Raw genomic sequence first — 22725 nt, 5'->3', positions numbered from 1 at the left:
CGTTTCAGGAGAAGAGCCATGCTTTCACCGGAAATGACCGAAAGACAGCAATCGCCGGCGCTCGGTGCCGTCGATTCATCCGAACCCTTCCTGCCGATGGAGCTTCTTGAACTGGAGCTCTCGCTGGAAGGCTATAATGGCGGCGAAGCAGGTTTCTGCGAAGCCGTGCGCACCGCTGCCGGAAAGGCTGGCGGAGAGTTCCTTTTCGACCTGCCTGCAGCCGGCCTGATCGAGGACTGCCGCCGCATCGCGGTGCTGCGGGTTCCGACATCGAGCGACGACATGCGGGTGGTGCTCGCCGTGCTCGACCGTGACGGCGTCGAGATCCGGATGCAGGCGCCCGACGAGGATACCGTCCATCTCGTGCGCTTTGCCGATGCCTTCATCGAAGTGCTGGAACGAATCTGACTGCAGCCGCGTTGTCTCAGGCTGTTGATGCGGTGTTGACGCGGGCTGGCAAATCGCCTCATGTCCGGACGACCGTTTCACGCACCGGAGACTGTACCATGCGTCTTTCCGCCCTTTCGCTCACGCTCGCTGCCCTGGCGATCGGCCTTTCGGCCTGCCAGACGATGACGCCTGAAGAGCGGCGCGCGGCCGATGAGCGGCAGTGCCTGAGCTACGGTTTCAAGCCGGGCACCAACGGTTTCGCCACCTGCCTGCAGCGCATCGATCTCGACCGCCGCGCCGATGCCCGCGCCTTCCGCATCCAGGCCGACGAGAACTTCGACGACTTCATGGCGGGGCCGCGTTACTACCCGCGCTACTATTACCGCCGCTAGAATTGACCTGCCTCAATGGCCGCCGTTGATGGCGGCCTGCGCTGCCGCCAGCCGTGCGATCGGCACGCGGAAGGGAGAGCAGGAAACGTAGTCGAGGCCGATCCTTTCGCAGAAATGGATCGAGGCGGGATCACCGCCATGTTCACCGCAGATGCCGAGCTTCATGTCGTTGCGGGTGCGCCTGCCGCGCTCGGCGGCAATGCTGATCAGCTCGCCGACGCCATCGAAATCCAGCGAGATGAAGGGGTCATGCTCGATGATGCCCTTGCGCTGGTAGGTGGGGATGAAGGCCGAGGCGTCGTCGCGCGAGATGCCGAAGGTGGTCTGCGTCAGGTCGTTGGTGCCGAAGGAGAAGAATTCGGCGGCCTCGGCGATCGTATGGGCGCGCAGGGCCGCGCGCGGCAGCTCGATCATCGTGCCGACGAGGTAATCGATCTTCATGTCGGCTTCGGCCATGACCGCCTTGGCGATCGTATCGATGCGTTCCTTGACGTAATCGAGCTCGGAGCGGAGACCGACGAGCGGCACCATGATCTCGGGCACGACGGCGGCACCGGTTTCGTGGGCGGCGGCGACGGCCGCCTCGAAGATGGCGCGGGCCTGCATCTCGACGATTTCGGGATAGGAGATCGCCAGGCGGCAGCCGCGATGGCCGAGCATCGGGTTGAACTCGTGCAGCGCATCGACGCGCTGGCGCAGCGCCAGCGGCTCCATGCCCATGGCCGCCGCGACATCGGCGATTTCCTCATCCGACTTCGGCAGGAATTCGTGGAGCGGCGGATCGAGCAGGCGGATGGTAACAGGCAGGCCGTGCATGACGCTGAAAAGACTGGTGAAATCCAGCCGCTGCATCGGCAGCAGCTTGTCGAGCGAGGCGCGGCGGCCCTTCTCGTCTTCGGCAAGGATCATTTCGCGCATCACATGGATGCGGTCGCCCTCGAAGAACATGTGCTCGGTGCGGCAGAGGCCGATACCTTCGGCACCGAAGGAACGGGCGGCGCGGGCATCGGCCGGCGTATCGGCATTGGTGCGCACCGTCATGCGGCGGACGCGATCCGCCCAGCCCATGATGCGGCCGAAATCGCCGGAGAGTTCCGGCTGGATCATCGGCACTTCGCCCTTCAGCACCTGACCGGCCGAGCCATCGATGGTGATGATGTCGCCCTTCTTCAGCGTCACGCCGACGCCGATCAGGCGCTCGTTGCGCAGATCGATACGCATCGTGCCGGCGCCGACGACGCAGGGGATGCCCATGCCGCGGGCGACGACAGCGGCGTGGCTGGTCATGCCCCCGCGGGTGGTCAGGATGCCTTCGGCGGCGTGCATGCCGTGGATATCTTCCGGGCTGGTTTCGACGCGCAGCAGGATGACCTTGCGACCCTCCTCTTCCGCTGCAACCGCCTCCTCAGCGGTGAAGACGATGGCGCCGGTCGCCGCCCCCGGGGAAGCCGGAAGGCCGCTGCCGATCACCTGGCGCTGGACGCGCGGATCGATGGTCGGGTGCAGAAGCTGGTCGAGCGTCGAGGGCTCGATGCGCAGCACCGCTTCCTCTTCGGTGATCAGCCGCTCATCGACCATATCGACGGCGATCCGCATGGCAGCGCGGGTGGACCGCTTGCCGGAGCGGGTCTGCAGCATCCAGAGCTTGCCGCGCTCGATGGTGAACTCGATGTCCTGCATGTCGCGGTAATGCGCCTCGAGCTCCGAACAGATGCGGGTGAGCTCTGCGAAGGCCTCGGGCATCAGCTTTTCGAGCGACGGGCGCTCCGAACCGGAATTCAGCCGCCCCTCCTCGGTGATGCTCTGCGGCGTACGGATGCCGGCGACGACGTCCTCACCCTGGGCATTGACCAGGAACTCGCCATAGAAGGACTTCTCGCCAGTCGAGGGATTGCGGGTAAACGCGACGCCGGTTGCCGAGGCATTGCCGAGATTGCCGAAAACCATGGCCTGGATATTGATCGCCGTGCCCCAGACTTCCGGAATATTGTGGAGCATGCGGTAGGTGACGGCGCGCGGGCTCATCCAGCTGGCGAAGACGGCGCCGACGGCGCCCCAGAGCTGGACCTCAGGCTCCTGCGGGAAGGCTTCGCCGAGTTCTTCCTCGATGATGTCCTTGTAGAGCGTGACGATATGCTGCCATTCGGCGGCAGTCAGCTCGGTATCATATTCGTGGCCAAGACGCGCCTTCTCGTCCTCGAGGATTTCCTCGAAGACCTCGTTATCGAGGCCCATGACGACATCGGCATACATCTGGATGAAACGGCGGTAGCTATCCCAGGCAAAGCGCGCGTCGCCGGCATCATGGCCGAGCGCCTGCACCGTCTCGTCGTTGAGGCCGAGATTGAGCACCGTATCCATCATGCCCGGCATCGAGACACGGGCGCCGGAGCGGACGGAGAGGAGAAGCGGATGGGCGGTATCGCCGAAGCGGCGGCCGGTCGCCTTCTCGATGCCTTCGAGGCCGCTGCGGATCTGCTGCTTCAGCGCGTCTTCGAGCGTGCGGCCATTCTTGTAATAGGTGGTGCAGGCATCGGCGACGATCGTCAGGCCGGGCGGAACAGGAAGTCCCAGTGCACACATTTCGGCAAGATTGGCGCCCTTGCCTCCCAGAACGTCCCGGTCGCGCGCACGGCCTTCCGCCTGCCCGTTTCCGAACGTATAGACCAGCTTGGACATCTTCCCCCCGTCTCATTCTCCGGGACCACCTTAATCCCTTGGTCCGGAAATGAAAATCGACAAATACGGCAAAATGTTGCACCGCACAATGAATGCGGGACATCAAACCGTTTTAATGAGGGAAGCGCATAAAAAAAGCTTTGCGGGACTGCAACAACGGTCCCGCAAAGCCTTATTTCCGTCCAGCCAGGAAAACTGGACGGGGGGTCCACCTATGCCATCAAGCCCGGTTTTTGCCCTCGTCCCGGACCGTCTAGCAGTATCCAACATGCGCGACGGAGCTCACTTTTCAGCAATCTCTTTATTCGCTAGGACAACTTCTAATGCAAAAGCAAGCTGAAAGCATCACCCAATTGGGTTAAGGTTTCCGCCAGACCCGTACTTTTTTGGGGTTTTCTTGAAAAGCTATTGTTTTCAAGCGGTTTCGCGCAGGCGCTCGGCCGTCTGAAGGTCGACGGATACAAGCTGTGAGACGCCCTGCTCTGCCATCGTCACACCAAATAGGCGATTCATGCGGGCCATGGTGATCGGATTGTGAGTGATGATCACGAATCGCGTTTCCGTCGACGCGGCCATCTCGTCCATCAGGTTGCAATAGCGCTCGACATTGTGATCGTCGAGCGGTGCGTCCACTTCGTCCAGCACGCAGATCGGCGCCGGGTTGGTGAGAAATACCGCAAAGATCAGCGCCATGGCGGTCAGCGCCTGCTCGCCGCCGGAGAGCAGCGTCATGGTCTGCGGCTTTTTGCCCGGCGGGCGGGCGAGGATTTCGAGGCCGGCTTCGAGGGGATCGTCGGATTCGATCAGCTGCAGCTCGGCAGTGCCGCCGCCGAAGAGGTGGGTGAAGAGACGCTGGAACTGGGCGTTGACGACATCGAAAGCGGCGATCAGGCGCTCGCGGCCTTCGCGGTTCAGGCTCTGGATCGCGCCGCGCAGCTTGCGGATGGCGTCGATGACGTCGTCGCGCTCCTTGATCAGCGCTTCGAGCTTTTCGCTGAGCTCCTTCTGCTCTTCCTCGGCGCGCAGGTTGACGGCGCCGAGACGCTCGCGCTCCATCTTCAGGCGCTCCAGATCGCGTTCGACTTCGCGCGGATCCGGGATTGCCTGCATCGGCTGAAGACCGGTGAGGCGGAAGGCTTCGTGCGGGGCGACGTTCAGCGCCTCGCGGATCCGGCCCTCGCTCTCCTGCCGTTTTTCGCGGGCGGAGACGAGACGCTCTTCGGCGCGGCCGCGGCGTTCGCGGCTTTCGGCCAGTTCGGAGAGAGCGGTGGCGGCCTTGTGGTCGGCATCGCGCTGGACGAGCTCGGCTGCGGCAAGCAGATCGGCGGCGTTGCGGCGGGATTCGTCGGCCTTCTGCAGCTCGCTCAGCAGCGACCGGCGCTTGTCGTCGAATTCATCCGGCGCCATTTCGAGCTCGGCGGCTTCGTCGCGGGCTTCTTCCTCGCGATCGCGGAGCGTGGCGATATGGTCTTCGGCGCTGGCGGCGCGCTGGCGCCAGGTTTCGCGCTCCTGGCCGATCGCCACGATGCGGCGCTGGCGGGCATCGTTTTCACGGTTCAGGCTTTCGTGGCGGGCGCGGGCTTCGGCAGCAAGACCGCGATCGGTCGCGACCTCGACCTGCTGCAGGCGCAGCCGCTCGTCGATCGCCGTCAGATCAGGCGCGTCTTCCAGCTCGATACGGGCGTTCTCTTCCTGAATCGAGAGGTCTTCCTGCTGCGACTGCAGCTGGCTGACGGCCTCGGCAACGACATCGCGGCGGCGCACGAGGTCGCCGGAAGCGCGCTCGGCGGCGGCAAGCGCGTCACGCGCTTCGGCGAGATGACGGGCCGACAGGCGGCTCATGTCGCGGGCATCGTTCAGACGGCGCTCCTCGCCGCGAATGCCTTCCGCGGCAGCGGCAAGACGCTCCTCGGCTTCGACCAGAACATCGCGGGCGAGCGAGACTTCGTTTTCCAGTTCCGCCAACCGGTTCTTCTGGGCAAGGCGGAGGGCAGCCGCGCTCGGCGCATCGGCGCCGGTGACGTGGCCATCCCAGCGATAGACGGCGCCTTCCTTGGTGACCAGGCGCTGGCCGGGCTTCAGATCGCGCACGAGGCGGCGGGCATCGGCTTCGGCGGCAAGGCCGATCTGCTTCAGGCGGCGCGTCAGGGCGGCGGGAGCGCGGACATGGTTCAGGAGCGGCGTCGCACCGGCGGGCAATGCCGGGTCTGACGCACCATCGCCATTCTCGGACCAGTGGGCCGGCGCCTTCGGATCGAGCGGCGATTCCAGATCGTCGCCGAGTGCTGCACCGAGCGCCGTCTCGAAGCCGCGATCGACGCGCAGCTCTTCGGCAACCGGCGGGAACTCGCCTGCGGCGGCACCGGCAGCCAGCATGCGCTGGATGGTGCGGGCTTCGGTTTCCAGGCCATTGAGCTTGGCGCGGGCCTCATCGACCGGGGCACGCGAAAGCGCCTCGGTGCGGCGGGCTTCGGCGAGCGCCTGTTCGACGGCCTGGATCGCAGCTTCGGCTTCGGCAACGGCGATCTCGCCTGCCTCGACCATCGCCCGCTTCTCCTCGGGATCGGGAAGCGCCGAGACCTTTTCCTCGATGGCGGAAAGTTCGCGGTTTGCCTCGTCCATCTGGCGCTCGAGGCGCATCTTGCGATCGGCGAGATCGCGGATGGCGCGTTCCAGCTGGTTGCGGCCGGCAGCGGCTTCGGCGCGCTCGGCGGTCAGCGACGTGAAGATGCGCTCGCTGTCGGAGAGCTTGGCGGCGGCTTCCTCGAAGGCTTCGCGAAGCTCGTCGGCGTGGCGGCCGGAATCCGCCAGGATCTCGGTGATATCGGCCTCTTCGGCATCGAGACGCGCGAGAATTTCGGCATTGTCGGAGACCAGCCGCTCTTCGCGGCGGATGTCCTCGGCAAGCTGCGTCAGGCGGCGGGTCAGCTCGTCGCGGCGGCGCAGGATGCGGTTGGCATCCTCTTCCAGCTGCGTCTTGGCGATCTGCAGGCGCTGCAGGGCGGCGGCAGAGCGCGCCTCGGCATCGCGCAGTTCCGGCAGCTTCAGGCTGGCGATGCCCTGAGACTTCGCCGCCTCCATCTGGGTCTGCGCCTTCTCGGCGACAACGACGGTGGCCTGGTTCAGCGCACTGTCGGCCTCGGCTTCGGCTTCCTTGGCCTGCACCCAGCGGATATGCAGCAGCATCGCCTCGCGGGCGCGGATATCGGCAGACAGCGTCTTGAAGCGGTTTGCCTGACGTGCCTGACGCTTCAGGCTCTCGATCTGGCTTTCGAGCTGCGAGGTGACGTCGTCGAGGCGCTCGAGATTGCTCTCGGCGGCGCGCAGGCGAAGCTCGGCTTCGTGGCGGCGGGAATGGAGGCCGGAAATGCCGGCCGCCTCTTCCAGCAGCTGACGGCGGGCCTGCGGCTTTGCCGAGATCAGCTCGCCGATACGGCCCTGGCCGACCATCGACGGCGAACGGGCACCGGTCGAGGCATCGGCAAACAGCAGCTGCACATCCTTGGCGCGGCTTTCCTTGCCGTTGATGCGGTAGATCGAGCCCTGCTCGCGCTCGATGCGGCGGGTGACCTGGATCTCGTCGCTGTCGTTGAAGGCGGCTGGCGCGGTGCGCTCGCCATTGTCGAGATAGAGCGCGACTTCGGCGGTGTTGCGCGCCGGGCGGTTTCCCGAGCCGGAGAAGATGACGTCATCCATGCCGGATGCGCGCATGTTCTTGTAGGAATTCTCGCCCATCACCCAGCGGAGCGCCTCGACAAGATTGGACTTGCCGCAGCCATTCGGCCCGACGACGCCCGTGAGGCCGCGCTCGATGATGAATTCAGTCGGTTCTACGAAGGATTTGAAGCCGACAAGGCGGAGCTTGTTGAACTTCATGCGGTCGTCTCCAATCGACGGACCGTGTGAGGAGGCGGGAAGGATGCATTGAAGCTTTTGCTCCGTGGCCCCCTCATCCGCCCTTCGGGCACCTTCTCCCCGCTGGGGAGAAGGGAAGGCACAGAATAAAAGACGGGCGCGCGGCTTTCGCCGCCCGTCAGATCAAAACGGTACGGTTCAGAGCAGGCTGTCGATAAGTGCCGACATGGAGTCAACCGTCATGTCCCCAGCGTAACGCTTGCCGTTGATCAGGAAAGTCGGCGTGGCGTTGACACCGAACTCCTTGGAGCCCCTTTCCCGGGTCGCGTTCACTTCATCCAGAAGCTTCTGGTTCGTCAAGCACTTCGTAAAGCTATCCTCACTAAATCCAGCGAGTTTGGACATCTGCAGAAGTGCGGCGCGGCGATCGTCGGCGGCAGCCCAGGTTTCCTGCTGCTTGAACAGCATCGAAACCATCGGGAAATACTGTTCCGGCGTGCTGAGCTTCGTCGGGTCGGAGGCGTTGCAGCGCGCCAGCATGAAAGCGGCGGCGGCGGCCGGATCGAAGGGGAACTCGCGGATGATGAAACGGACCTTGCCCGTTTCGACATACTTCTTCTTGATCTCGTCGAAGGTGGTGTTGTGGAAGTGGGCGCAATGCGGGCAGGTCATCGACATGTATTCGACGATCTTGACCTTGGCGTCCTCAGGACCGAGCGCCATTTCCGGCAGCTCGCCGGGCTTCAGCACCGCTTCCATATCGACATCGCCTTCCGGCTGCGGCATTTCAACCGCTGCATGGGCCGCGGTGGAGAGCGCGAGCGTCGCGGTCGCTGCGGCGACACCGCTCATGAGCTGGCGCTTCGTCAGTTGCATTTCAGAAAGCTGCATGGGTTCCCCATAAACAAAAGTGGCGGCTGCATGTGCGATATAACGGCCAATGGCCGCGAACAAGGCACGCTTGGCCAACTTTCTTCAAAGAATTGTGACCTTGCAAAGGCTATAGGATGAATTGTTCTTCATCTAGCGTGATTGGTCGAGAAAATCGACGTTGATATCATCACAATTAAAATGATATCATACGCATGATATGGAGGCCCAGATGTCCGCTATAGTGGTTCGTAACCTGCCCGGAGAAACGCACCGCGCATTGAAGCAGCGTGCGGCGAAGAATGGCCGAAGCACCGAGGCTGAAATCCGCAGTATTCTCGAAGAGGCGGTCAGGCCATCCGGGCGGCTGAAGATCGGTTCGGAATTGGCCGCCTTCGCCAAGGAGATCGGCGATGCGGATCTTAGCTTCGAACGCGATCAGACACCTGTCGATGCCGCGGACTTCGAATGATCATTCTCGACACCAACGTGATTTCGGAGCCGATGAAGCCCGATGCCGATCCGAAGGTGCTCGCCTGGCTGGACGATCAAGCGGCGGAAACACTTTATCTCACGTCGGTCAATCTTGCCGAATTGCTGTCCGGTATCGAGGTTCTTCCCGATGGCCGCAGAAAGGCAGGGCTTCATCAGAAGCTTGTTGAGTTGATGGCGCGCTTGTTCGAGGATCGGGTACTGCCCTTCGATGAACCGGCAGCAAGGGAATTTGCGCCGCTGATCGGAAGAGCACGCAGCGCAGGCCGCGTCATCTCCATGGCCGACGGCCAGATTGCGGCAATCGCCACAACACGCGGCTTTACCGTCGCGACGCGGGACGTGGCGCCTTTCGAGGCGGCTGGGGTGCCGATCATCAATCCCTGGGAAAGCTAAGGCTTTACCGCCGCTTCCCCAGCACCGCCGTACCCAGCCGTTTCACCGCCTCGCGCAGCTTGTCGCCCTCGATGCCTTCCATCATGCCTTCGAGCTTGCGGGCTGCCTCACCTTTCAGCGGTGGCGGGGTGCGGGAGCGTTTGCTGGCCTGGGAGACCGGCTTCTGGACAATGCGGATCTGGTGGACGGCGGAGAAGCCGAAGAAGCTGTTGATGCGCTGGATGAGTTCGCCTTGCGCGTGGGTGAGGAAAAGGGCGCGCGCGCCTTCGCAGGCGATCGTCAGAACGCCGGGCTTGTAGGTGCCGTCTTCGCTGCCGCGGGCCCAGGCGATCTTTTCGGGGCGGGTGCAATCGGCAAAGTCCTCGCCGGCGATTTCGTCCCATGAGCCGAGGAGCGCGGTGTTGATACCGGCGCGCTTGGCGAGCACGGGATCGATCAGCCCGTTCGCCAGCTCGGAGATCTGCTTTTCACCTTTGCGTGGATAACTCATCGAAACCTTCTGATGCCGCCGCCAATTGGCGCTGCTGCCTTGATCAGGCGGCAATGCTTCGCCAATTATAGGCCACTCCCCGCACTCCGGTAAATGATGACTTCCACGACACTCCTCGCGCCAAGCGCAAAAGACCTGCTCGACTGGTACGACCGGCACCACCGCGACCTGCCTTGGCGCGTCTCGCCGCCAATGGCTGCGCGCGGCATCAAGGCCGATCCCTATCGCGTCTGGCTCTCCGAAGTGATGCTGCAGCAGACGACGGTGCAGGCGGTAAAACCCTACTTCACCAATTTCCTGTCGCGCTGGCCGACGGTGAAGGATCTCGCCGCGGCGCCGAGCGAGGACGTGATGGCGGCCTGGGCGGGGCTTGGCTACTACGCCCGCGCCCGCAATCTGAAGAAATGCGCCGAGGCTGTGGCAGCGGATCATGCCGGCATCTTTCCAGATACCGAGGAAGGCCTGAAATCGCTGCCTGGTATCGGCGACTATACGGCGGCTGCGGTCGCCGCCATCGCCTTCAACCGGCAGGCGGCGGTGATGGATGGCAATGTCGAGCGGGTGATCTCCCGCCTCTATGCGATCGCCACCCCGCTTCCCGCCGGCAAGCCGCTGATGAAGCAGAAGGTGGCGCTGCTGACGCCTGCCGGCCGGCCGGGCGATTTCGCGCAGGCGATGATGGATCTCGGGGCGACGATCTGTACGCCGAAACGCCCTGCCTGTTCGCTCTGTCCGTTCAGGGATGCGTGCGAGGCGCTGAGCCTGCACGATCCCGAGAAGTTTCCGGTGAAGGCGGCGAAGAAGGACAAGCCGGTGCGCGTCGGGGCGGCCTTCATCGCGGTGACCGCGGAAGGCGAAATCCTGCTGCGACGGCGCATCGAGAGCGGCCTGCTCGGCGGCATGACGGAAGTGCCGACAACAGGATGGACGGCGCGGATCGACGGGGCGACCGGGACGGATGCGGCACCTTTCGCCGCCGACTGGCAGGCGTCGGGAACGGTCACGCATGTCTTCACGCATTTCGAGCTGCGGCTGTCGATCTATCGCGTCGCCATTGCCGATCCCATTGAAATCAATGACGGATGGTGGGAGCCGGTTACAAATCTTGAAGCCCAGGCGCTGCCGACCATCATGAAAAAAGCGATCGCAGCGGCTATTCCTCTCGCGTTCCAATCAGCCAAGGAATGATAGATGCCCATCAATCATATTGTCTTCGATATCGGCAAAGTGCTCATCCACTATGATCCCAGCCTGCCCTACCAGCGGCTGATCCCCGATGCCGGAGAACGCAAGTGGTTTTTCGACAATGTCTGCACCCATGACTGGAACATCGAGCAGGACCGCGGCCGCACCTGGGAAGAGGCTGAAGCGCTGCTGATCGAGGTGCATCCCGAGCGCGAAGAGCAGATCCGCCATTTCCGCAAATACTGGCACGAGATGGTGCCGCATGCCTATGAAGACAGCGTCGTGGTCTTGGAAGAGCTGATCGCGGGCGGGCATGACGTGACGATGCTGACCAACTTCGCCTCCGATACGTTCCGCGAAGCGCAGGTGCGTTATCCCTTCCTGACGAAGACGCGGGGCGTCACCGTTTCGGGCGATGTGAAGCTGATCAAGCCGGATGTGGCGATCTACGAGATGCATGCCGATAGCTTCGGCCTTGATCCAGCAACCACAGTGTTCATCGACGATACCGTCGCCAATGTCGACGGCGCCAAGCAGGCCGGATGGCAGGCGGTGCATTTCACCGGCGCCGACAAGCTGCGCGCCGATCTGACCGCGCTCGGCGTGAGGGTCTGATCATGGCGTTCGATCCTGTCGAGGAAATCAAGCTCTTCCACGGCGCCATCAACGCGCTGGATTTCGAAACCATCGAGAATTACTTCGCGGAGGATGCGACCTACGTCTCCAACGGCGTCGGCAGCCTTGCCGGGCGCGACGAGATCATGGCGGCCTTCCGCAAGTATTTCGACGATTACCCGGACCAGACGGCAATCGATACGCTGGTCGAAAAAGTCTCGCCCCGCGCCGGGCGCGCAGTCTGGTCCGTCCGGGCCACGCATAGCGGCACCGGCAAGCCGCTGATCCGCGAGGGCGAGGAGACGATCACCTTCGACGAGGACGGCCATGTGACCCACGTGCAGGTCACCGACTACCAGGCCTTCTGACCGGCAGGGCGGCACCGCTGCCGCCCTTTCTGCAACAATCCCTGCAAATGTTGCAACCAACTCAAAGACTTCAGGAACATTCTCGGTTTCCCGCTGTTTTGATCCCAGCCGCACAGATTGCGGCATGCATCAATCAGCAGCCCGGCATGGCCGGCAGGAGGACTAGGATGGGTAGAGGTATATTGCTTTGGTTTCTCGGGGTTCCGATTCCGCTGATCCTGATCATCCTTCTGTTCTGGCACTAGGGGGATCAAGATGTCGCAACCCCTATCGAGCGCCGTCACCGGCGCTCCGCAGGAATCGTCGTCCTCGGCCGTCAGCTGGGGACCGATCCTTGCCGGCACGCTGGCCGCCACGGCGATCACCCTGATCTTCATGCTGATCGGCTCCGGACTGGGGCTGACGATGATTTCGCCATTTGCCGGCGGCAGCAGTTCGCTGGCGACCATCGGTGCGACGGCAGCCGTCTGGCTGATCGTCGTGCAATGGGCATCGTCGGCGCTTGGCGGCTACACTACCGGCCGCCTGAGATCAAAATGGGTGGGCGTTCACACCTATGAGGTGTTCTTCCGCGATACGGCGCATGGCTTCCTTGCCTGGGCGCTGGCAACGCTCATCGTCGTCGGCCTGCTCGGCTCCGCGATATCGTCTCTCGCCAGTGCCGGAGCCAGCGCGACGGCGACCGCAGTCGGCGCCACGGCCGCGGCAGGTGGTGCCGGAGCAGCAGCTGTAGCCTCGAACTCGGACAGTGCCGGCGGCTTCTCGACGTCCTATTTCACGGATGCCCTGCTGCGCCCGGCCGATGGCCGCAGCGCGCCGCAGAACCAGAGCAATGAAGCCGTCAGCGCCGAGATCTCCCGCGTGCTGATCAATGGTGCGGCAGAAGGCGAGATTTCGGCCGACGACCGCGCCTATCTCGACCAGGTGGTCGCCACGCGGACCGGGCTTTCGGAAGCCGATGCGAAAACCCGTGTCGATGGCGTGCTGAAGCGCATCGACGACGCCAAGGCAGCGGCGCAGAAGGCGGCCGATACGGCGCGCAAGACGGCGTCGGGCGTTGCCCTCATCGGCGCGATGTCGCTGCTCGTCGGCGCCTTCATCGCCAGCGTCTCGGCCGCCATCGGCGGCCGCCAGCGGGACGACGACGAGGAGCGTCAGGCACTGCTGCAGCGATAAGCCGAAAAAGAAGACGCCCGGGGTGTTGATCCCCGGGCGCCATGGGCCTTCTTCCGTAACTGGAGGTACAAAAACCGGAAGAAGGTAGTCTCGACCGGTAAAGGCTTACGCTATTCCGCCTTTGCCAGATCACTGCGGATGACGGACCGGAGATCGTCGATCGGGCGCAGGGTCTGCCCGTCTTCGTAATGCCAGAAGGTCCATCCGTTGCATGCATCAAGACCCTGGACCTTAGCGCCAAGGCGATGAATGGAGCCGGCGTCACCGCCGGAGGCCACGGTGCCGTCAGCGCGGACGATCGCGCTATAGCGGCGGCGGGCGTCGTGCAGCACCTGGCCGGGCTTGATCAGGCCACTTTCGACGAGAACGTTGAAGGCAACGCGCACTTCCTGCTTCTTGCCGGTCATGACAGTCAGTTCAGCCTTGCCGAGCGGCTCGACGGCGGCGATGCGGGCGGATGCCGCATCGATATAATCCTGCTCGCGCTCGATGCCGACGAAGTGGCGGCCGAGGCGCTTGGCAACGGCACCCGTGGTGCCCGAGCCGAAGAACGGATCGAGGATCACGTCGCCGGGCTTCGACGAGGCCATGATGACGCGAGCCAGCAGCGCTTCCGGCTTCTGGGTCGGGTGGACCTTCTTGCCGTCGTCGCCCTTCAGGCGTTCGCCGCCGCTGCAGATCGGGAACAGCCAGTCCGAGCGCATCTGCACGTCGTCATTGGCAGCCTTCATCGCATCGTAGTTGAAGGTATAGCCCTTGGCCTTGGCATCCGGGCTCGCCCAGATCATCGTTTCATGGGCGTTCTGGAAACGGCGGCCTTTGAAGTTCGGCATCGGGTTGGTCTTGCGCCAGACGATATCGTTGAGGATCCAGAAATTGAGATCCTGCAGCGTGGCGCCGACGCGGAAGATGTTGTGATAGGAGCCGATGACCCAGATCGTGCCCGTCGGCTTCAGGACGCGGCGGCAGGCGAGCAGCCAGGCGCGCGTGAAGGCATCATAGGCTTCGAAGGAGGCGAACTGATCCCACTCATCGTCGACGGCATCGACCAGCGACTGGTCGGGACGGTGCAGCGTGCCGCCGAGCTGGAGATTATACGGCGGGTCGGCGAAAATCACATCGACGGAATTGGTCGGCAGGGCCTCGAGGGCAGCGACACAATCACCCTTGATGATCGTGTCGATCCAGGAATCCGATTTTGCGGAGGCCTTCAGATCGGCAAGCGGAAAGACAGACGCCATTATGATACTCGCTCATACACTTACGCTTTTTACTGATCGTTATGGTTACCCAGTTTGGTTACCAAAGCCTGAAGCGGTGAACGATTTCGGGAAATTATTCAAAAGATACACGCATAAAACGAAGAAGGCGGGCACCCGGCCCGCCTCCCCTCAATTCGTCAGCCTGAGGCCGCTCGTGGCACTCGCCGCCTTGCTGAACAAGGCCGACATCGAGGCGGCCATGTCATCGGTCGGCTTCACCTCGAAGAACAGGCCTTCGGTGGCGCAGGCTTTCAGATTGGGGCCGATATTCTTGGCGAAGACGGGGTTGATCGCCTGGTTCCAGATCGGATCCGTGGGGATCGGCAGGTAGGTGGTGTAGAGCACCGCGACCTTGATGCCGCGATCCTTCAGAGCCGAACAGAGCTTGGGATCGATTGGCTGCAGGCAGCGGTCGGGGTTGGACCACCAGGAGCCGCCGGTGCAGCTGTCCTTGCGGCTGTCGCCCATGCCGTCGGTGACGAAGAAGACGACTTCCTGGCGGTCACCGGTGCTGGCGCCGGTGCCGCCATCCGTCTTGATCTCCTTGCCGATGCTGGTCAATGCCGTATCGAAGCTCGTCAGTGCATCCTCGTTGAACTGGTGGTGCTGCGTCGTCATCAGGCTGATCTGGCCGATGGCGTTGCGCATCGTCGAGAGGTCGCCGGTCAGGCTGGCGATACGCGAGATGCTGTAATAGGGCGCGGTTTCGGAGGCTGCCGCACCGAACGTATAGGCGGCGAAGCGGTACTGGTTCGGCTGCGTTTCCTCGGCGGCATCGTCCATCAGACCCTTGACGGCATCGGTGACCACGTCGATGCGCAGCGTGATGTCGTTAGCGCGGGCGATGATGTAATCGCTGTCGGTGTTTTCGACGCCGCTGCCCCAGACCATGTGGCAGGCGAAGGCACAGTTGCGGCCGGCGGCATCCGGGGAATTGGCTGTCGCCTTCACCAGTGCGTCGATATCGGCCTGGGTGGCGCCGATACCCATCGAGGGCGTGTTGTCGAGCAGCAGGTAGAAATCCGTGTAGCTGGCGCTCGACATGCCGCCGCTCGTCGCCGTGGCCGTACCTGCGACGGTCATCGTGTCGACGCCCAGCACCTTCATGAAGGTGGTCGGCGCATCGACGCTGAAATTGACGGTCGAGGTGACGACGCCGCTTGCTTTCGCGACCTTGATCGTGACGTTGAGCGGCAGGTCGGAGAGTGACTGGCTGAGGCCGCTGGAGCGCTGCGCCATGAACATGTCCCTGGCGTCCGCCTCGGCCACGGTGATCTCGCCATCGCCGGTCATGGCCTGGACGGCCTTGTACCCGGCAGTATCGGGAGCGATCGCGCCGAGGGCGGCGGCATCCGCGGCTTCCATCAGCTCGGTGTGCATTTCGCTTTCGTTGCTATAGTCGACGGCGATGCCTGCGGCGCCCAGGAGCGGCACCATGAGAATTGCTGTCATCACGCCGAAATTGCCGCGCCGGTCCTTGAGAAAGGGACGAAAAACACGCATTGAGAATATGCCTCGGATCTAAAATATAAATCCGTTATGCGGGAAATTCGATAATATACCGTAAGCATGGAAGCGCCTTCACGGCTTCGTGACAGTAAAATAGTACTTTATATACTTTAGATGATAGTGATATCCAAGTTCTATTCTACCAGTAATGGAATGCCGGCAGAACTACCGGCACGCCCTCGTTGATATCCGCTTCAGGCGCCTGCCGCATCGTGAACCCTGCGGCTGTCCTCGGGCGCCTCGTCCCGTTCGAACATGCCGTAGTCGCGCACGATATGGCCGATGCGCAGGCGATAATCGGCGAAGACGCCGTTGCGGCCGGCGGCCTGGGCGTTGCGGTGGGCCTCACGGTTGCGCCAGTTCTTGACCGCCTCCTCGTCGCGCCAGAAGGACAGCGACAGGATCTTGCCGCGCATGGTCAGGCTCTCGAAGCGCTCGATGGAGATGAAGCCATCCATGCTCTCGAGTTCGCCGCGCAGCTCCCCGGCGAGATCGAGATACTTGTGGCGCTCGCCCATGAAGGGCACGACTTCGAAGATGACGGCGATCATGGCAGCACCAGCTCGGCATGGGGAGCGGAGACATTCTTCAGGAAGATGCGGTCTTCCTTCAGGATGAAGCGCTCGCGCTTGGCGAATTTGTAGTTCTGGCGGCCGAGAGGATCGGCGGCGAGCCGGGCACGATAGGCCTCGTAGGCGGCCAGGCTCTCGATATTGTAGACGCCGTAGGCCGTCGTCAGCGAGCCCTCATGCGGGGCGAAGTAGCCGATCAGGCCGGCGCCGTTCCTCGGGATGGCCTGTCCCCAGTTGCGGGCATATTCGGCGAAGGCCTCCTTCTTGAACGGGTCGATCTCGTAGCGGATGAAGCAGGTGAGCATCTCTTTCTCCTGTTGTTGTGAGAAGAGTTTTGCATGTTGCCGCACCGGCATGCTTCGGTTACGATCGAAGTATGAAAGAAGGACCAGACATCGCACAGATCGGCTCGCTCATCGGCGATCCCGCCCGCGCCAACATGCTGACGGCGCTGATGGGCGGCAAGGCGCTGACGGCGACGGAGCTTGCCGCGGCCGGCGGCATCACGCTGCAGACGGCGAGCACGCATCTTGCCAAGCTCGAAGCCGGCGGCCTGCTCGCACAGCGCAAGCAGGGGCGGCATCGCTATTTCGCGCTGGCCGACGACGCGGTCGGCAAACTGCTAGAAAGCATCATGGGCTTTGCGGCCGGGCGCGGGCATCTGCGCCATCAGCCGGGACCGAAGGAACCGGCGCTGCGCAAGGCGCGCATCTGCTACGACCACCTTGCCGGCGACTATGGCGTGCGGATGCTGGACAGCCTGATCGCCTCGGGCGCCATCAATGCCATCGGCGACGGCTTGGTGGTGACCGAAAAGGGCGAAGACCGGTTCAAGTGCATCGGCATCGACCTGCACGGCCTGAAATCGTCGCGGCGGCCGCTCTGCCGCTCCTGCCTCGACTGGAGCGAGCGGCGCGCGCATCTGGCTGGCAGCCTCGGCAAGGCGCTGCTTTCGAATTTCTTCGACAAGGGCTGGGCGCGGCGAACGGCGGAAAGCCGCTCAGTGATCTTCTCCCCGGAAGGCGAGCGGCAGTTCCTGCAGCTGTTTCCGGCCGACTAAAAGCCGCCTGAACACAGCCGCCCACAGCGCGCATCGCAGCCATGCCGCCCTGCCCGTTGAGATTTTCCGTTCCATCGTGTAAACGGCGGCGTCCCCAAACAAGGCTGGAAGAATATGCAAGGCTTCGACCTTATTATCTTCGACTGCGACGGCGTTCTGGTCGATTCCGAAATCATTGCGGCGCAAGTCGAGTCCGGGCTTCTGACTGAAGCCGGTTATCCGATCAGCCCCGAGGAAATGGCCGAGCGTTTTGCCGGCATGACCTGGAAGAACATCCTGCTGCAGGTCGAGAAGGAGGCGAGCATTCCGCTTTCCGCCTCGCTGCTCGACAAGTCCGAGAAGCTGCTCGACCTGAAGCTCGAAAGCGAAGTGCAGGCGATCGCCGGTGTCGAGGCTGCGGTTTCGAAGCTGCCGCTGAAGCGCTGCATCTGCTCCAATTCCAGCTCCCACCGTCTCGACATGATGCTCGGCAAAGTCGGCCTCAAGCCGCTGTTTGCGCCGCATATCTTCTCGGCCAAGGATCTTGGGCCGGATCGCGTCAAGCCGAAGCCGGATATCTTCCTGCATGGCGCGGAAAAGCTCGGCGTTTCGCCGTCGCGCACCGTCGTCGTCGAAGATTCGATCCACGGCGTCCATGCGGCGCGCAGTGCCGGCATGCGGGTCATCGGCTTTACCGGCGCTTCGCACAGCTATCCCTCGCATGCCGACCATCTGACCGATGCCGGCGCCGAAACGGTAATTTCGCGGATGAGCGATCTGCCGGGCGTCGTTGCAGCACTTTCCGAATGGGAAGGCGTGCTCTGATCAGACGAGGAGGTTGACTGCCCCGGGCAGCACCTCGAAACGCGCCGGGATATGGCCCGGCGCCTCGCCATCGCTGTCGATGGATGCCGGCTCGCCCGCCGGCCAGACCTCGACGAGCCGGGCCCGGTGGGTGCTGACCAGCGGGCTTTTCACGTGACGGCCGCTATAGATGCTGTTCATCAGCGTCAGCACCTTGAGCCGCGCCGCCCCCTTGATGATCACCACATCGAAGACGCCGTCGGCGACATCAGCCTCCGGCGCCACCTTCATGCCGCCGCCGAACCAGGCGCCGTTGGCGATCGCGACAGCGGTGACCGGACCGTCATAGACATCCTCGCCATCGAGGCGCAGGCGGATGCTGAGCGGCTTGTAGCGCAGGATCTCCCGGAGGCTGTGATAGAAGAACACCATCCGCCCCGGCAGCTTGCGGCCGCGGCGCGCCTCGTTGACGGCGCGGACGATCTCGCCGGAGACGCCGAAGCTCGCGATATTGATGAAGTGCCGGGTGCAGGTCAGGCCATCTTCGGTCTCGCAGGTGAGCAAACCGGCATCGACCGATCGCACCGGCGCGGTGACGAGATGCTCGGCGATCCTGGCGGGTTCACGCGGGATCTTGAAATTGCGGGCGAAATCGCAGCCGGTGCCTGTCGGGATGAAGGAGAAGACGGCGCCCGGGCGATGCGAGCGCAGGATGCCGCCCGCGACCTCGCCGACCGTGCCATCGCCGCCGACGGCGAGCACCAGGTCGCAACCATCTTCGGCGAGCTCACGTCCATGCCTTTCGGCATCGCCGAAACCCTTGGTCTCACGCAGGCTGATATCGGCCGAGCGTGCCTCGAGCGCACGCCGCAACGCGGACCAGAACAGCCGCCTGCCCCGCCTTCCGGACGCCGGATTGAGAACGATGCCGATTTTCACGATCTAATCTCTCCCGACATGACAGAAGCATGACGGGAGGGCCGAAACAAGCGGCGCTTTACGAGCTCTTGGCTTTCTTCTTGGTCTTCGGGGCGTTGCCCTGATCGAAGCCGATATTGACGCGCACCAGCGCGCCCGAGCCGACCGGCAGCTTGAAGCCGTCGTGGCGGAAGAGAACCTGCGTCGAGGTCTGGCCGGGCGGGATCTGCGCGGTGAAGGGCACGGTTTCGCTGTTGATCGCACCCTGGCTATCGACGGCGCTGATGCGGATCGGCAGCGACACAGTGCCGGAACCGCCGGCCGGACCGGCGAGCACGCGAATCTGCGCGACGATGGTCATCGTCAGGTTCTGGTCGTTCAGCGTGCACTGGCGCGTGTAATCGGCGAAGGAGGCCTGATAGACGATCTGGTCGGTCGGCTGCGTATCCTGCTGGCCGGCGGCGCTGTTGACGACAGGCTTCTTGCCGCCCTTGGCATAGGTGCGGAAGATCGCGTCCTGATCACGCATGTAAATCTGTGGGCAGGCGCCCTGAACGACGCGCTGGACATTGCCGGAAGCGTTGGTGGCGGTGCCGATCGAGGGGTCGTTGGAAGACGGGTTCTGCGGCGCCATCGGCATGATCTGGGCATTGCCGCTCGGCTGCGCCGGGGTCTCTGCCGGCTTGCTGTCGCCGCCCATTCCAAGGGAATTGCAGCTTGCGAGAAGAGCGGCCAACGATGCGGAAACGATGAGACGCGAGACTTTGCCGAACACGATTATTCCACCCTCTTACAAAGTTTTTTGGCAGGCCCGAAGTCGCGTTTGCAAGGCCTTTCGTCACAGTTTGCGATGGTCTATATCAGCGGCGCAAAGAAAAATCGATTGGGTAAGCACCGTTTTGATGCACATTTCAGCCCGCATCATTCCGGGGGCTTGCTTTCCTTCTCCGGATTTCCTCCGGCCATAACGTCAAGGATGAAGAACGTGGACTATATCTCGACCCGCGGCGAAGCCCCTTCCCTCGGCTTTTGCGATGCGCTTCTGACGGGTCTTGCCCGCGACGGCGGTCTCTATGTTCCGCGTGAATGGCCGCACTTCTCCAAGAAGGACATCCGGGCGCTGCGCGGCAAGAGCTATCAGGAGATCGCGTTCACGATTCTCTCGCCCTTCACCAATGGCGAAATTCCGGCCGACACGTTCCGCGCCATGATCGACGAGGCCTACGGCACCTTCCGCCACCCGGCGATCGCGCCGCTGGTGCAGACCGGCCCGAACAGCTTCGTGATGGAGCTCTTCCACGGCACGACGCTCGCCTTCAAGGATGTGGCGATGCAGCTGCTCGCACGCCTGATGGACTATGCGCTGGAGAAGCGCGGCGAGCGCGCCACCATCGTCGGCGCCACCTCGGGCGACACGGGCGGCGCTGCGATCGACGCCTTTGCCGGGCGCGAGCGCACCGACATCTTTATCCTCTTCCCGCATGGCAAGGTTTCGCCGGTGCAGCAGCGCCAGATGACGACCTCAACCTCGCCGAACGTTCACGCGCTCGCCGTCAACGGCAATTTCGATGACTGCCAGAACCTCGTGAAGGCGATGTTCAACGACGGCGCCTTCCGCGACAAGGTGAAGCTGTCCGGCGTCAACTCGATCAACTGGGCGCGCATCATGGCCCAGATCGTCTATTACTTCACGACCTCGGTTGCGCTCGGCGGTCCGGACCGGAAGATCTCGTTCACCGTACCGACGGGGAATTTCGGGGATATCTTTGCCGGTTACGCCGCCAAGAAGATGGGTCTGCCGATCGGCAAGCTGGTCATCGCCACCAACGAGAACGACATCCTGGCTCGGACGATGAAGACCGGCCGCTACGACATGAAGGAGGTCAAGGCGACCACCTCTCCTTCGATGGATATCCAGATCTCGTCGAACTTCGAACGCCTGCTGTTCGAAGCTTATGACCGCGACGCCTCGAAGGTGCGCCATGCAATGGACAGCCTGAAGCAATCGAACGGTTTCGAGATCTCCTCGAAGGCGCTTGCCGCCATCAAGAAGGACTTCCGTGCCGGCCGCGCCAGCGAGAAGCAGGTTGCCCAGACGATCAAGGAAACGCTTGCAAAAACCGGCTATCTGCTTGATCCGCATTCGGCGATTGGCGTCTTCGTTGCCGCCAAGCACGAGAAGCCGAACACGCCGATGGTGACGCTGGCGACAGCCCACCCGGCTAAGTTCCCGGCGGCCGTAAAATCCGCCTCCGGTATTGACCCGGCGCTCCCGACGTGGCTTGCTGATCTGATGCTTAAGGAGGAGCGCTTCCAAGTCATCGATCCGGAACTTAAGGCCGTTGAAAGCTTTATCGGCAAGCATGCCCGGACGTAATTCGGCAGGCGCAGAAAGATAGCCAATGACAGTTGAGTGCACCCGGCTCAAATCCGGGCTGACAGTAGTGACCCAGACCATGCCGCACCTTGAAAGTGCCGCGCTCGGGGTCTGGATCAAATCAGGTTCGCGCAACGAGACGGAAGACGAGCATGGCATCGCCCACCTGCTCGAACACATGGCTTTCAAGGGAACCGCACGCCGCTCGGCGCGCGATATCGCCGAAGAAATCGAGGATGTCGGCGGCGAAGTGAACGCCGCGACATCGACCGAAACCACCTCCTATTACGCCCGTGTCCTCAAGGATCACGTGCCGCTCGCCATCGATATCCTCGCCGACATCCTGACGGAATCGGCTTTCGAGGAAGATGAGCTGGAGCGCGAAAAGCAGGTCATCCTGCAGGAAATCAACGCCGCCAACGACACGCCCGACGACGTGGTCTTCGACAAGTTCTCGGAGACCGCCTATCGCGACCAGACGCTCGGCCGGCCGATCCTCGGCACGCCGGAGACCGTCGTCTCCTTCTCGCCGCAGCAGATCCGCACCTATCTCAGCCGCAACTATACGACGGACCGCATGTTCGTCGTCGCGGCCGGTGCCGTAAAGCACGACGAATTCGTGAAGATGGTGGAGCAGCGCTTCGCCAGCCTGCCGACCTCGCCGAGCGCCCCGCCCGTCATGGAGCCCGCCCGCTATATCGGCGGCAACGTGCGCGAGACGCGCGACCTGATGGACGCGCAGATCCTGCTCGGCTTCGAGGGCAAGGCCTATCACGCCCGCGACTTCTACTGTTCGCAGATCCTCGCCAATATCCTCGGCGGCGGCATGTCCTCCCGCCTGTTCCAGGAAGTGCGCGAAATCCGCGGCCTTTGCTACTCGATCTATGCCTTCCACTGGGGCTTTTCCGACACCGGCATCTTCGGCATCCATGCCGCGACCGGCGGCGAGAACCTGCCGGAACTGGTGCCCGTCATCATCGACGAGCTGCACAAGTCGGCATCCTCGATCGAGCAGAAGGAAATCGAGCGCGCCCGCGCCCAGATCCGCGCCCAGCTTCTCATGGGCCAGGAAAGCCCGGCCGCCCGCGCCGGTCAGATCGCCCGCCAGATGATGCTTTACGGCCGCCCGATCTCCAACCAGGAGATGATGGAACGCCTCGAAGGCATCACCGTCGAGCGCCTCACCGACCTCGCCGGCCGGCTGTTCTTCGATACCGTTCCGACGCTTTCGGCGATCGGCCCGCTGGAGCAGCTTGCCCCGATGGAAGACATCGCCGCATCGCTTTCCGCCACGGTGCCGCAGTCCAAGCAAGCAAGCCGCTAGACCGCTTTCAGC

The 22725-nt window shown here is 63.1% G+C and carries 22 protein-coding genes; 12 read left to right on the top strand and 10 right to left on the bottom strand.

The features are described 5' to 3' along the window. The first annotated feature begins 18 nt into the window (after positions 1–18). Together ACEN84_RS13460 and ACEN84_RS13455 are read left to right on the top strand one after the other, a co-directional pair. Positions 19–408, top strand: a complete 390-nt coding sequence (locus ACEN84_RS13460; protein WP_112712787.1) for a hypothetical protein — start codon at positions 19–21, stop codon at positions 406–408. A gap of 98 nt (positions 409–506) precedes the next feature. Further along, positions 507–782 carry a hypothetical protein gene (locus ACEN84_RS13455; protein ID WP_112712789.1) on the top strand — a complete coding sequence of 92 codons (276 nt, stop codon included), beginning with the start codon at positions 507–509 and terminating at the stop codon, positions 780–782. Between the two features lie 12 nt (positions 783–794). On the opposite strand, the gene ppdK is transcribed toward ACEN84_RS13455, so the two are convergent. From ppdK to ACEN84_RS13440, 3 genes are all read right to left on the bottom strand, one after another. Then, positions 795–3461 (bottom strand): pyruvate, phosphate dikinase, encoded by a 2667-nt coding sequence (gene ppdK, locus ACEN84_RS13450; RefSeq protein WP_413711126.1) that lies wholly within the window; start codon positions 3459–3461, stop codon positions 795–797. A 414-nt stretch (positions 3462–3875) separates the two neighbouring features. Next, positions 3876–7337, bottom strand: coding sequence for a chromosome segregation SMC family protein (locus ACEN84_RS13445; protein ID WP_413711125.1), 3462 nt, complete (start codon positions 7335–7337; stop codon positions 3876–3878). A gap of 177 nt (positions 7338–7514) precedes the next feature. After that, entirely contained in the window at positions 7515–8207 is a 693-nt protein-coding gene (locus ACEN84_RS13440) for a DsbA family protein (protein WP_199626362.1), read from the bottom strand. A 211-nt stretch (positions 8208–8418) separates the two neighbouring features. Here ACEN84_RS13440 and ACEN84_RS13435 point away from each other — a divergent pair, with 211 nt between their 5' ends. Together ACEN84_RS13435 and ACEN84_RS13430 are read left to right on the top strand one after the other, a co-directional pair. After that, on the top strand, positions 8419–8658 hold the full coding sequence (locus tag ACEN84_RS13435) for a FitA-like ribbon-helix-helix domain-containing protein (protein WP_112714322.1): 240 nt from the start codon (positions 8419–8421) through the stop codon (positions 8656–8658). Then, complete coding sequence (locus tag ACEN84_RS13430) at positions 8655–9074, top strand: type II toxin-antitoxin system VapC family toxin (RefSeq protein WP_413711124.1); 420 nt, start codon at positions 8655–8657, stop codon at positions 9072–9074. The genes ACEN84_RS13435 and ACEN84_RS13430 overlap by 4 nt, the downstream gene beginning before the upstream one ends. 4 nt (positions 9075–9078) lie before the next feature. On the opposite strand, the gene ACEN84_RS13425 is transcribed toward ACEN84_RS13430, so the two are convergent. Continuing rightward, entirely contained in the window at positions 9079–9564 is a 486-nt protein-coding gene (locus tag ACEN84_RS13425) for a DUF721 domain-containing protein (protein ID WP_112714324.1), read from the bottom strand. Positions 9565–9660: 96 nt separating this feature from the next. On the opposite strand from ACEN84_RS13425, the gene mutY reads away from it, so the two are divergent. From mutY to ACEN84_RS13405, 4 genes are all read left to right on the top strand, one after another. Then, the gene (mutY, locus tag ACEN84_RS13420; protein ID WP_413711304.1) at positions 9661–10752 is read left to right on the top strand and encodes an A/G-specific adenine glycosylase; all 1092 of its coding nucleotides are present in this window, start codon (positions 9661–9663) and stop codon (positions 10750–10752) included. 3 nt (positions 10753–10755) lie between these two features. Beyond that, the gene (locus tag ACEN84_RS13415; RefSeq protein ID WP_413711123.1) at positions 10756–11364 is read left to right on the top strand and encodes an HAD family hydrolase; all 609 of its coding nucleotides are present in this window, start codon (positions 10756–10758) and stop codon (positions 11362–11364) included. A gap of 2 nt (positions 11365–11366) precedes the next feature. After that, a complete protein-coding gene (locus ACEN84_RS13410; protein WP_112712799.1) occupies positions 11367–11732 on the top strand; it encodes a nuclear transport factor 2 family protein in 366 nt (121 codons plus the stop codon). A 255-nt stretch (positions 11733–11987) separates the two neighbouring features. Next, complete coding sequence (locus ACEN84_RS13405; protein WP_413711122.1) at positions 11988–12908, top strand: hypothetical protein; 921 nt, start codon at positions 11988–11990, stop codon at positions 12906–12908. Positions 12909–13018: 110 nt separating this feature from the next. On the opposite strand, the gene ACEN84_RS13400 is transcribed toward ACEN84_RS13405, so the two are convergent. The 4 genes from ACEN84_RS13400 to ACEN84_RS13385 form a co-directional block, all read right to left on the bottom strand. Next, a complete protein-coding gene (locus tag ACEN84_RS13400) occupies positions 13019–14149 on the bottom strand; it encodes a site-specific DNA-methyltransferase (protein WP_112712803.1) in 1131 nt (376 codons plus the stop codon). A gap of 150 nt (positions 14150–14299) precedes the next feature. Further along, positions 14300–15673, bottom strand: a complete 1374-nt coding sequence (locus ACEN84_RS13395; protein WP_112712805.1) for a pilus assembly protein TadG-related protein — start codon at positions 15671–15673, stop codon at positions 14300–14302. Between the two features lie 200 nt (positions 15674–15873). After that, positions 15874–16230, bottom strand: coding sequence for an antibiotic biosynthesis monooxygenase family protein (locus tag ACEN84_RS13390; RefSeq protein ID WP_413711121.1), 357 nt, complete (start codon positions 16228–16230; stop codon positions 15874–15876). Then, the gene (locus ACEN84_RS13385) at positions 16227–16556 is read right to left on the bottom strand and encodes an NIPSNAP family protein (protein ID WP_413711120.1); all 330 of its coding nucleotides are present in this window, start codon (positions 16554–16556) and stop codon (positions 16227–16229) included. The genes ACEN84_RS13390 and ACEN84_RS13385 overlap by 4 nt, the downstream gene beginning before the upstream one ends. A gap of 71 nt (positions 16557–16627) precedes the next feature. Here ACEN84_RS13385 and ACEN84_RS13380 point away from each other — a divergent pair, with 71 nt between their 5' ends. Both ACEN84_RS13380 and ACEN84_RS13375 read left to right on the top strand, forming a co-directional pair. Next, positions 16628–17311, top strand: a complete 684-nt coding sequence (locus ACEN84_RS13380; protein WP_413711119.1) for an ArsR/SmtB family transcription factor — start codon at positions 16628–16630, stop codon at positions 17309–17311. 114 nt (positions 17312–17425) lie between these two features. Further along, the gene (locus ACEN84_RS13375; RefSeq protein WP_112712813.1) at positions 17426–18115 is read left to right on the top strand and encodes an HAD family hydrolase; all 690 of its coding nucleotides are present in this window, start codon (positions 17426–17428) and stop codon (positions 18113–18115) included. On the opposite strand, the gene ACEN84_RS13370 is transcribed toward ACEN84_RS13375, so the two are convergent. Together ACEN84_RS13370 and ACEN84_RS13365 are read right to left on the bottom strand one after the other, a co-directional pair. After that, complete coding sequence (locus ACEN84_RS13370; protein ID WP_112712815.1) at positions 18116–19033, bottom strand: diacylglycerol/lipid kinase family protein; 918 nt, start codon at positions 19031–19033, stop codon at positions 18116–18118. A gap of 58 nt (positions 19034–19091) precedes the next feature. Continuing rightward, positions 19092–19790 carry a hypothetical protein gene (locus tag ACEN84_RS13365; RefSeq protein ID WP_199626802.1) on the bottom strand — a complete coding sequence of 233 codons (699 nt, stop codon included), beginning with the start codon at positions 19788–19790 and terminating at the stop codon, positions 19092–19094. A 207-nt stretch (positions 19791–19997) separates the two neighbouring features. On the opposite strand from ACEN84_RS13365, the gene thrC reads away from it, so the two are divergent. Both thrC and ACEN84_RS13355 read left to right on the top strand, forming a co-directional pair. Then, positions 19998–21389, top strand: a complete 1392-nt coding sequence (gene thrC, locus ACEN84_RS13360; protein ID WP_413711118.1) for a threonine synthase — start codon at positions 19998–20000, stop codon at positions 21387–21389. Positions 21390–21414: 25 nt separating this feature from the next. Further along, on the top strand, positions 21415–22713 hold the full coding sequence (locus ACEN84_RS13355; RefSeq protein ID WP_112712821.1) for a M16 family metallopeptidase: 1299 nt from the start codon (positions 21415–21417) through the stop codon (positions 22711–22713). Positions 22714–22725: the final 12 nt, after the last annotated feature.

Origin of the sequence: Rhizobium sp. Rhizsp82, from assembly GCF_047325115.1 — a bacterium.
In the GTDB taxonomy this organism is placed as follows: Bacteria; Pseudomonadota; Alphaproteobacteria; order Rhizobiales; family Rhizobiaceae; genus Rhizobium.
Note: the sequence above shows the minus strand (reverse complement) of the source record. Positions and strands in the feature narration are given on the sequence as shown.

What these genes read in the sequence shown, in the direction of transcription:
- ACEN84_RS13460 (WP_112712787.1), top strand. Translation starts at nt 19, where the DNA reads ATGCTTTCACCGGAAATGACCGAAAGACAGCAATCGCCGGCGCTCGGT.
- ACEN84_RS13455 (WP_112712789.1), top strand. Translation starts at nt 507, where the DNA reads ATGCGTCTTTCCGCCCTTTCGCTCACGCTCGCTGCCCTGGCGATCGGC.
- ppdK (WP_413711126.1), bottom strand. Translation starts at nt 3,461, where the DNA reads ATGTCCAAGCTGGTCTATACGTTCGGAAACGGGCAGGCGGAAGGCCGT.
- ACEN84_RS13445 (WP_413711125.1), bottom strand. Translation starts at nt 7,337, where the DNA reads ATGAAGTTCAACAAGCTCCGCCTTGTCGGCTTCAAATCCTTCGTAGAA.
- ACEN84_RS13440 (WP_199626362.1), bottom strand. Translation starts at nt 8,207, where the DNA reads ATGCAGCTTTCTGAAATGCAACTGACGAAGCGCCAGCTCATGAGCGGT.
- ACEN84_RS13435 (WP_112714322.1), top strand. Translation starts at nt 8,419, where the DNA reads ATGTCCGCTATAGTGGTTCGTAACCTGCCCGGAGAAACGCACCGCGCA.
- ACEN84_RS13430 (WP_413711124.1), top strand. Translation starts at nt 8,655, where the DNA reads ATGATCATTCTCGACACCAACGTGATTTCGGAGCCGATGAAGCCCGAT.
- ACEN84_RS13425 (WP_112714324.1), bottom strand. Translation starts at nt 9,564, where the DNA reads ATGAGTTATCCACGCAAAGGTGAAAAGCAGATCTCCGAGCTGGCGAAC.
- mutY (WP_413711304.1), top strand. Translation starts at nt 9,661, where the DNA reads ATGACTTCCACGACACTCCTCGCGCCAAGCGCAAAAGACCTGCTCGAC.
- ACEN84_RS13415 (WP_413711123.1), top strand. Translation starts at nt 10,756, where the DNA reads ATGCCCATCAATCATATTGTCTTCGATATCGGCAAAGTGCTCATCCAC.
- ACEN84_RS13410 (WP_112712799.1), top strand. Translation starts at nt 11,367, where the DNA reads ATGGCGTTCGATCCTGTCGAGGAAATCAAGCTCTTCCACGGCGCCATC.
- ACEN84_RS13405 (WP_413711122.1), top strand. Translation starts at nt 11,988, where the DNA reads ATGTCGCAACCCCTATCGAGCGCCGTCACCGGCGCTCCGCAGGAATCG.
- ACEN84_RS13400 (WP_112712803.1), bottom strand. Translation starts at nt 14,149, where the DNA reads ATGGCGTCTGTCTTTCCGCTTGCCGATCTGAAGGCCTCCGCAAAATCG.
- ACEN84_RS13395 (WP_112712805.1), bottom strand. Translation starts at nt 15,673, where the DNA reads ATGCGTGTTTTTCGTCCCTTTCTCAAGGACCGGCGCGGCAATTTCGGC.
- ACEN84_RS13390 (WP_413711121.1), bottom strand. Translation starts at nt 16,230, where the DNA reads ATGATCGCCGTCATCTTCGAAGTCGTGCCCTTCATGGGCGAGCGCCAC.
- ACEN84_RS13385 (WP_413711120.1), bottom strand. Translation starts at nt 16,556, where the DNA reads ATGCTCACCTGCTTCATCCGCTACGAGATCGACCCGTTCAAGAAGGAG.
- ACEN84_RS13380 (WP_413711119.1), top strand. Translation starts at nt 16,628, where the DNA reads ATGAAAGAAGGACCAGACATCGCACAGATCGGCTCGCTCATCGGCGAT.
- ACEN84_RS13375 (WP_112712813.1), top strand. Translation starts at nt 17,426, where the DNA reads ATGCAAGGCTTCGACCTTATTATCTTCGACTGCGACGGCGTTCTGGTC.
- ACEN84_RS13355 (WP_112712821.1), top strand. Translation starts at nt 21,415, where the DNA reads ATGACAGTTGAGTGCACCCGGCTCAAATCCGGGCTGACAGTAGTGACC.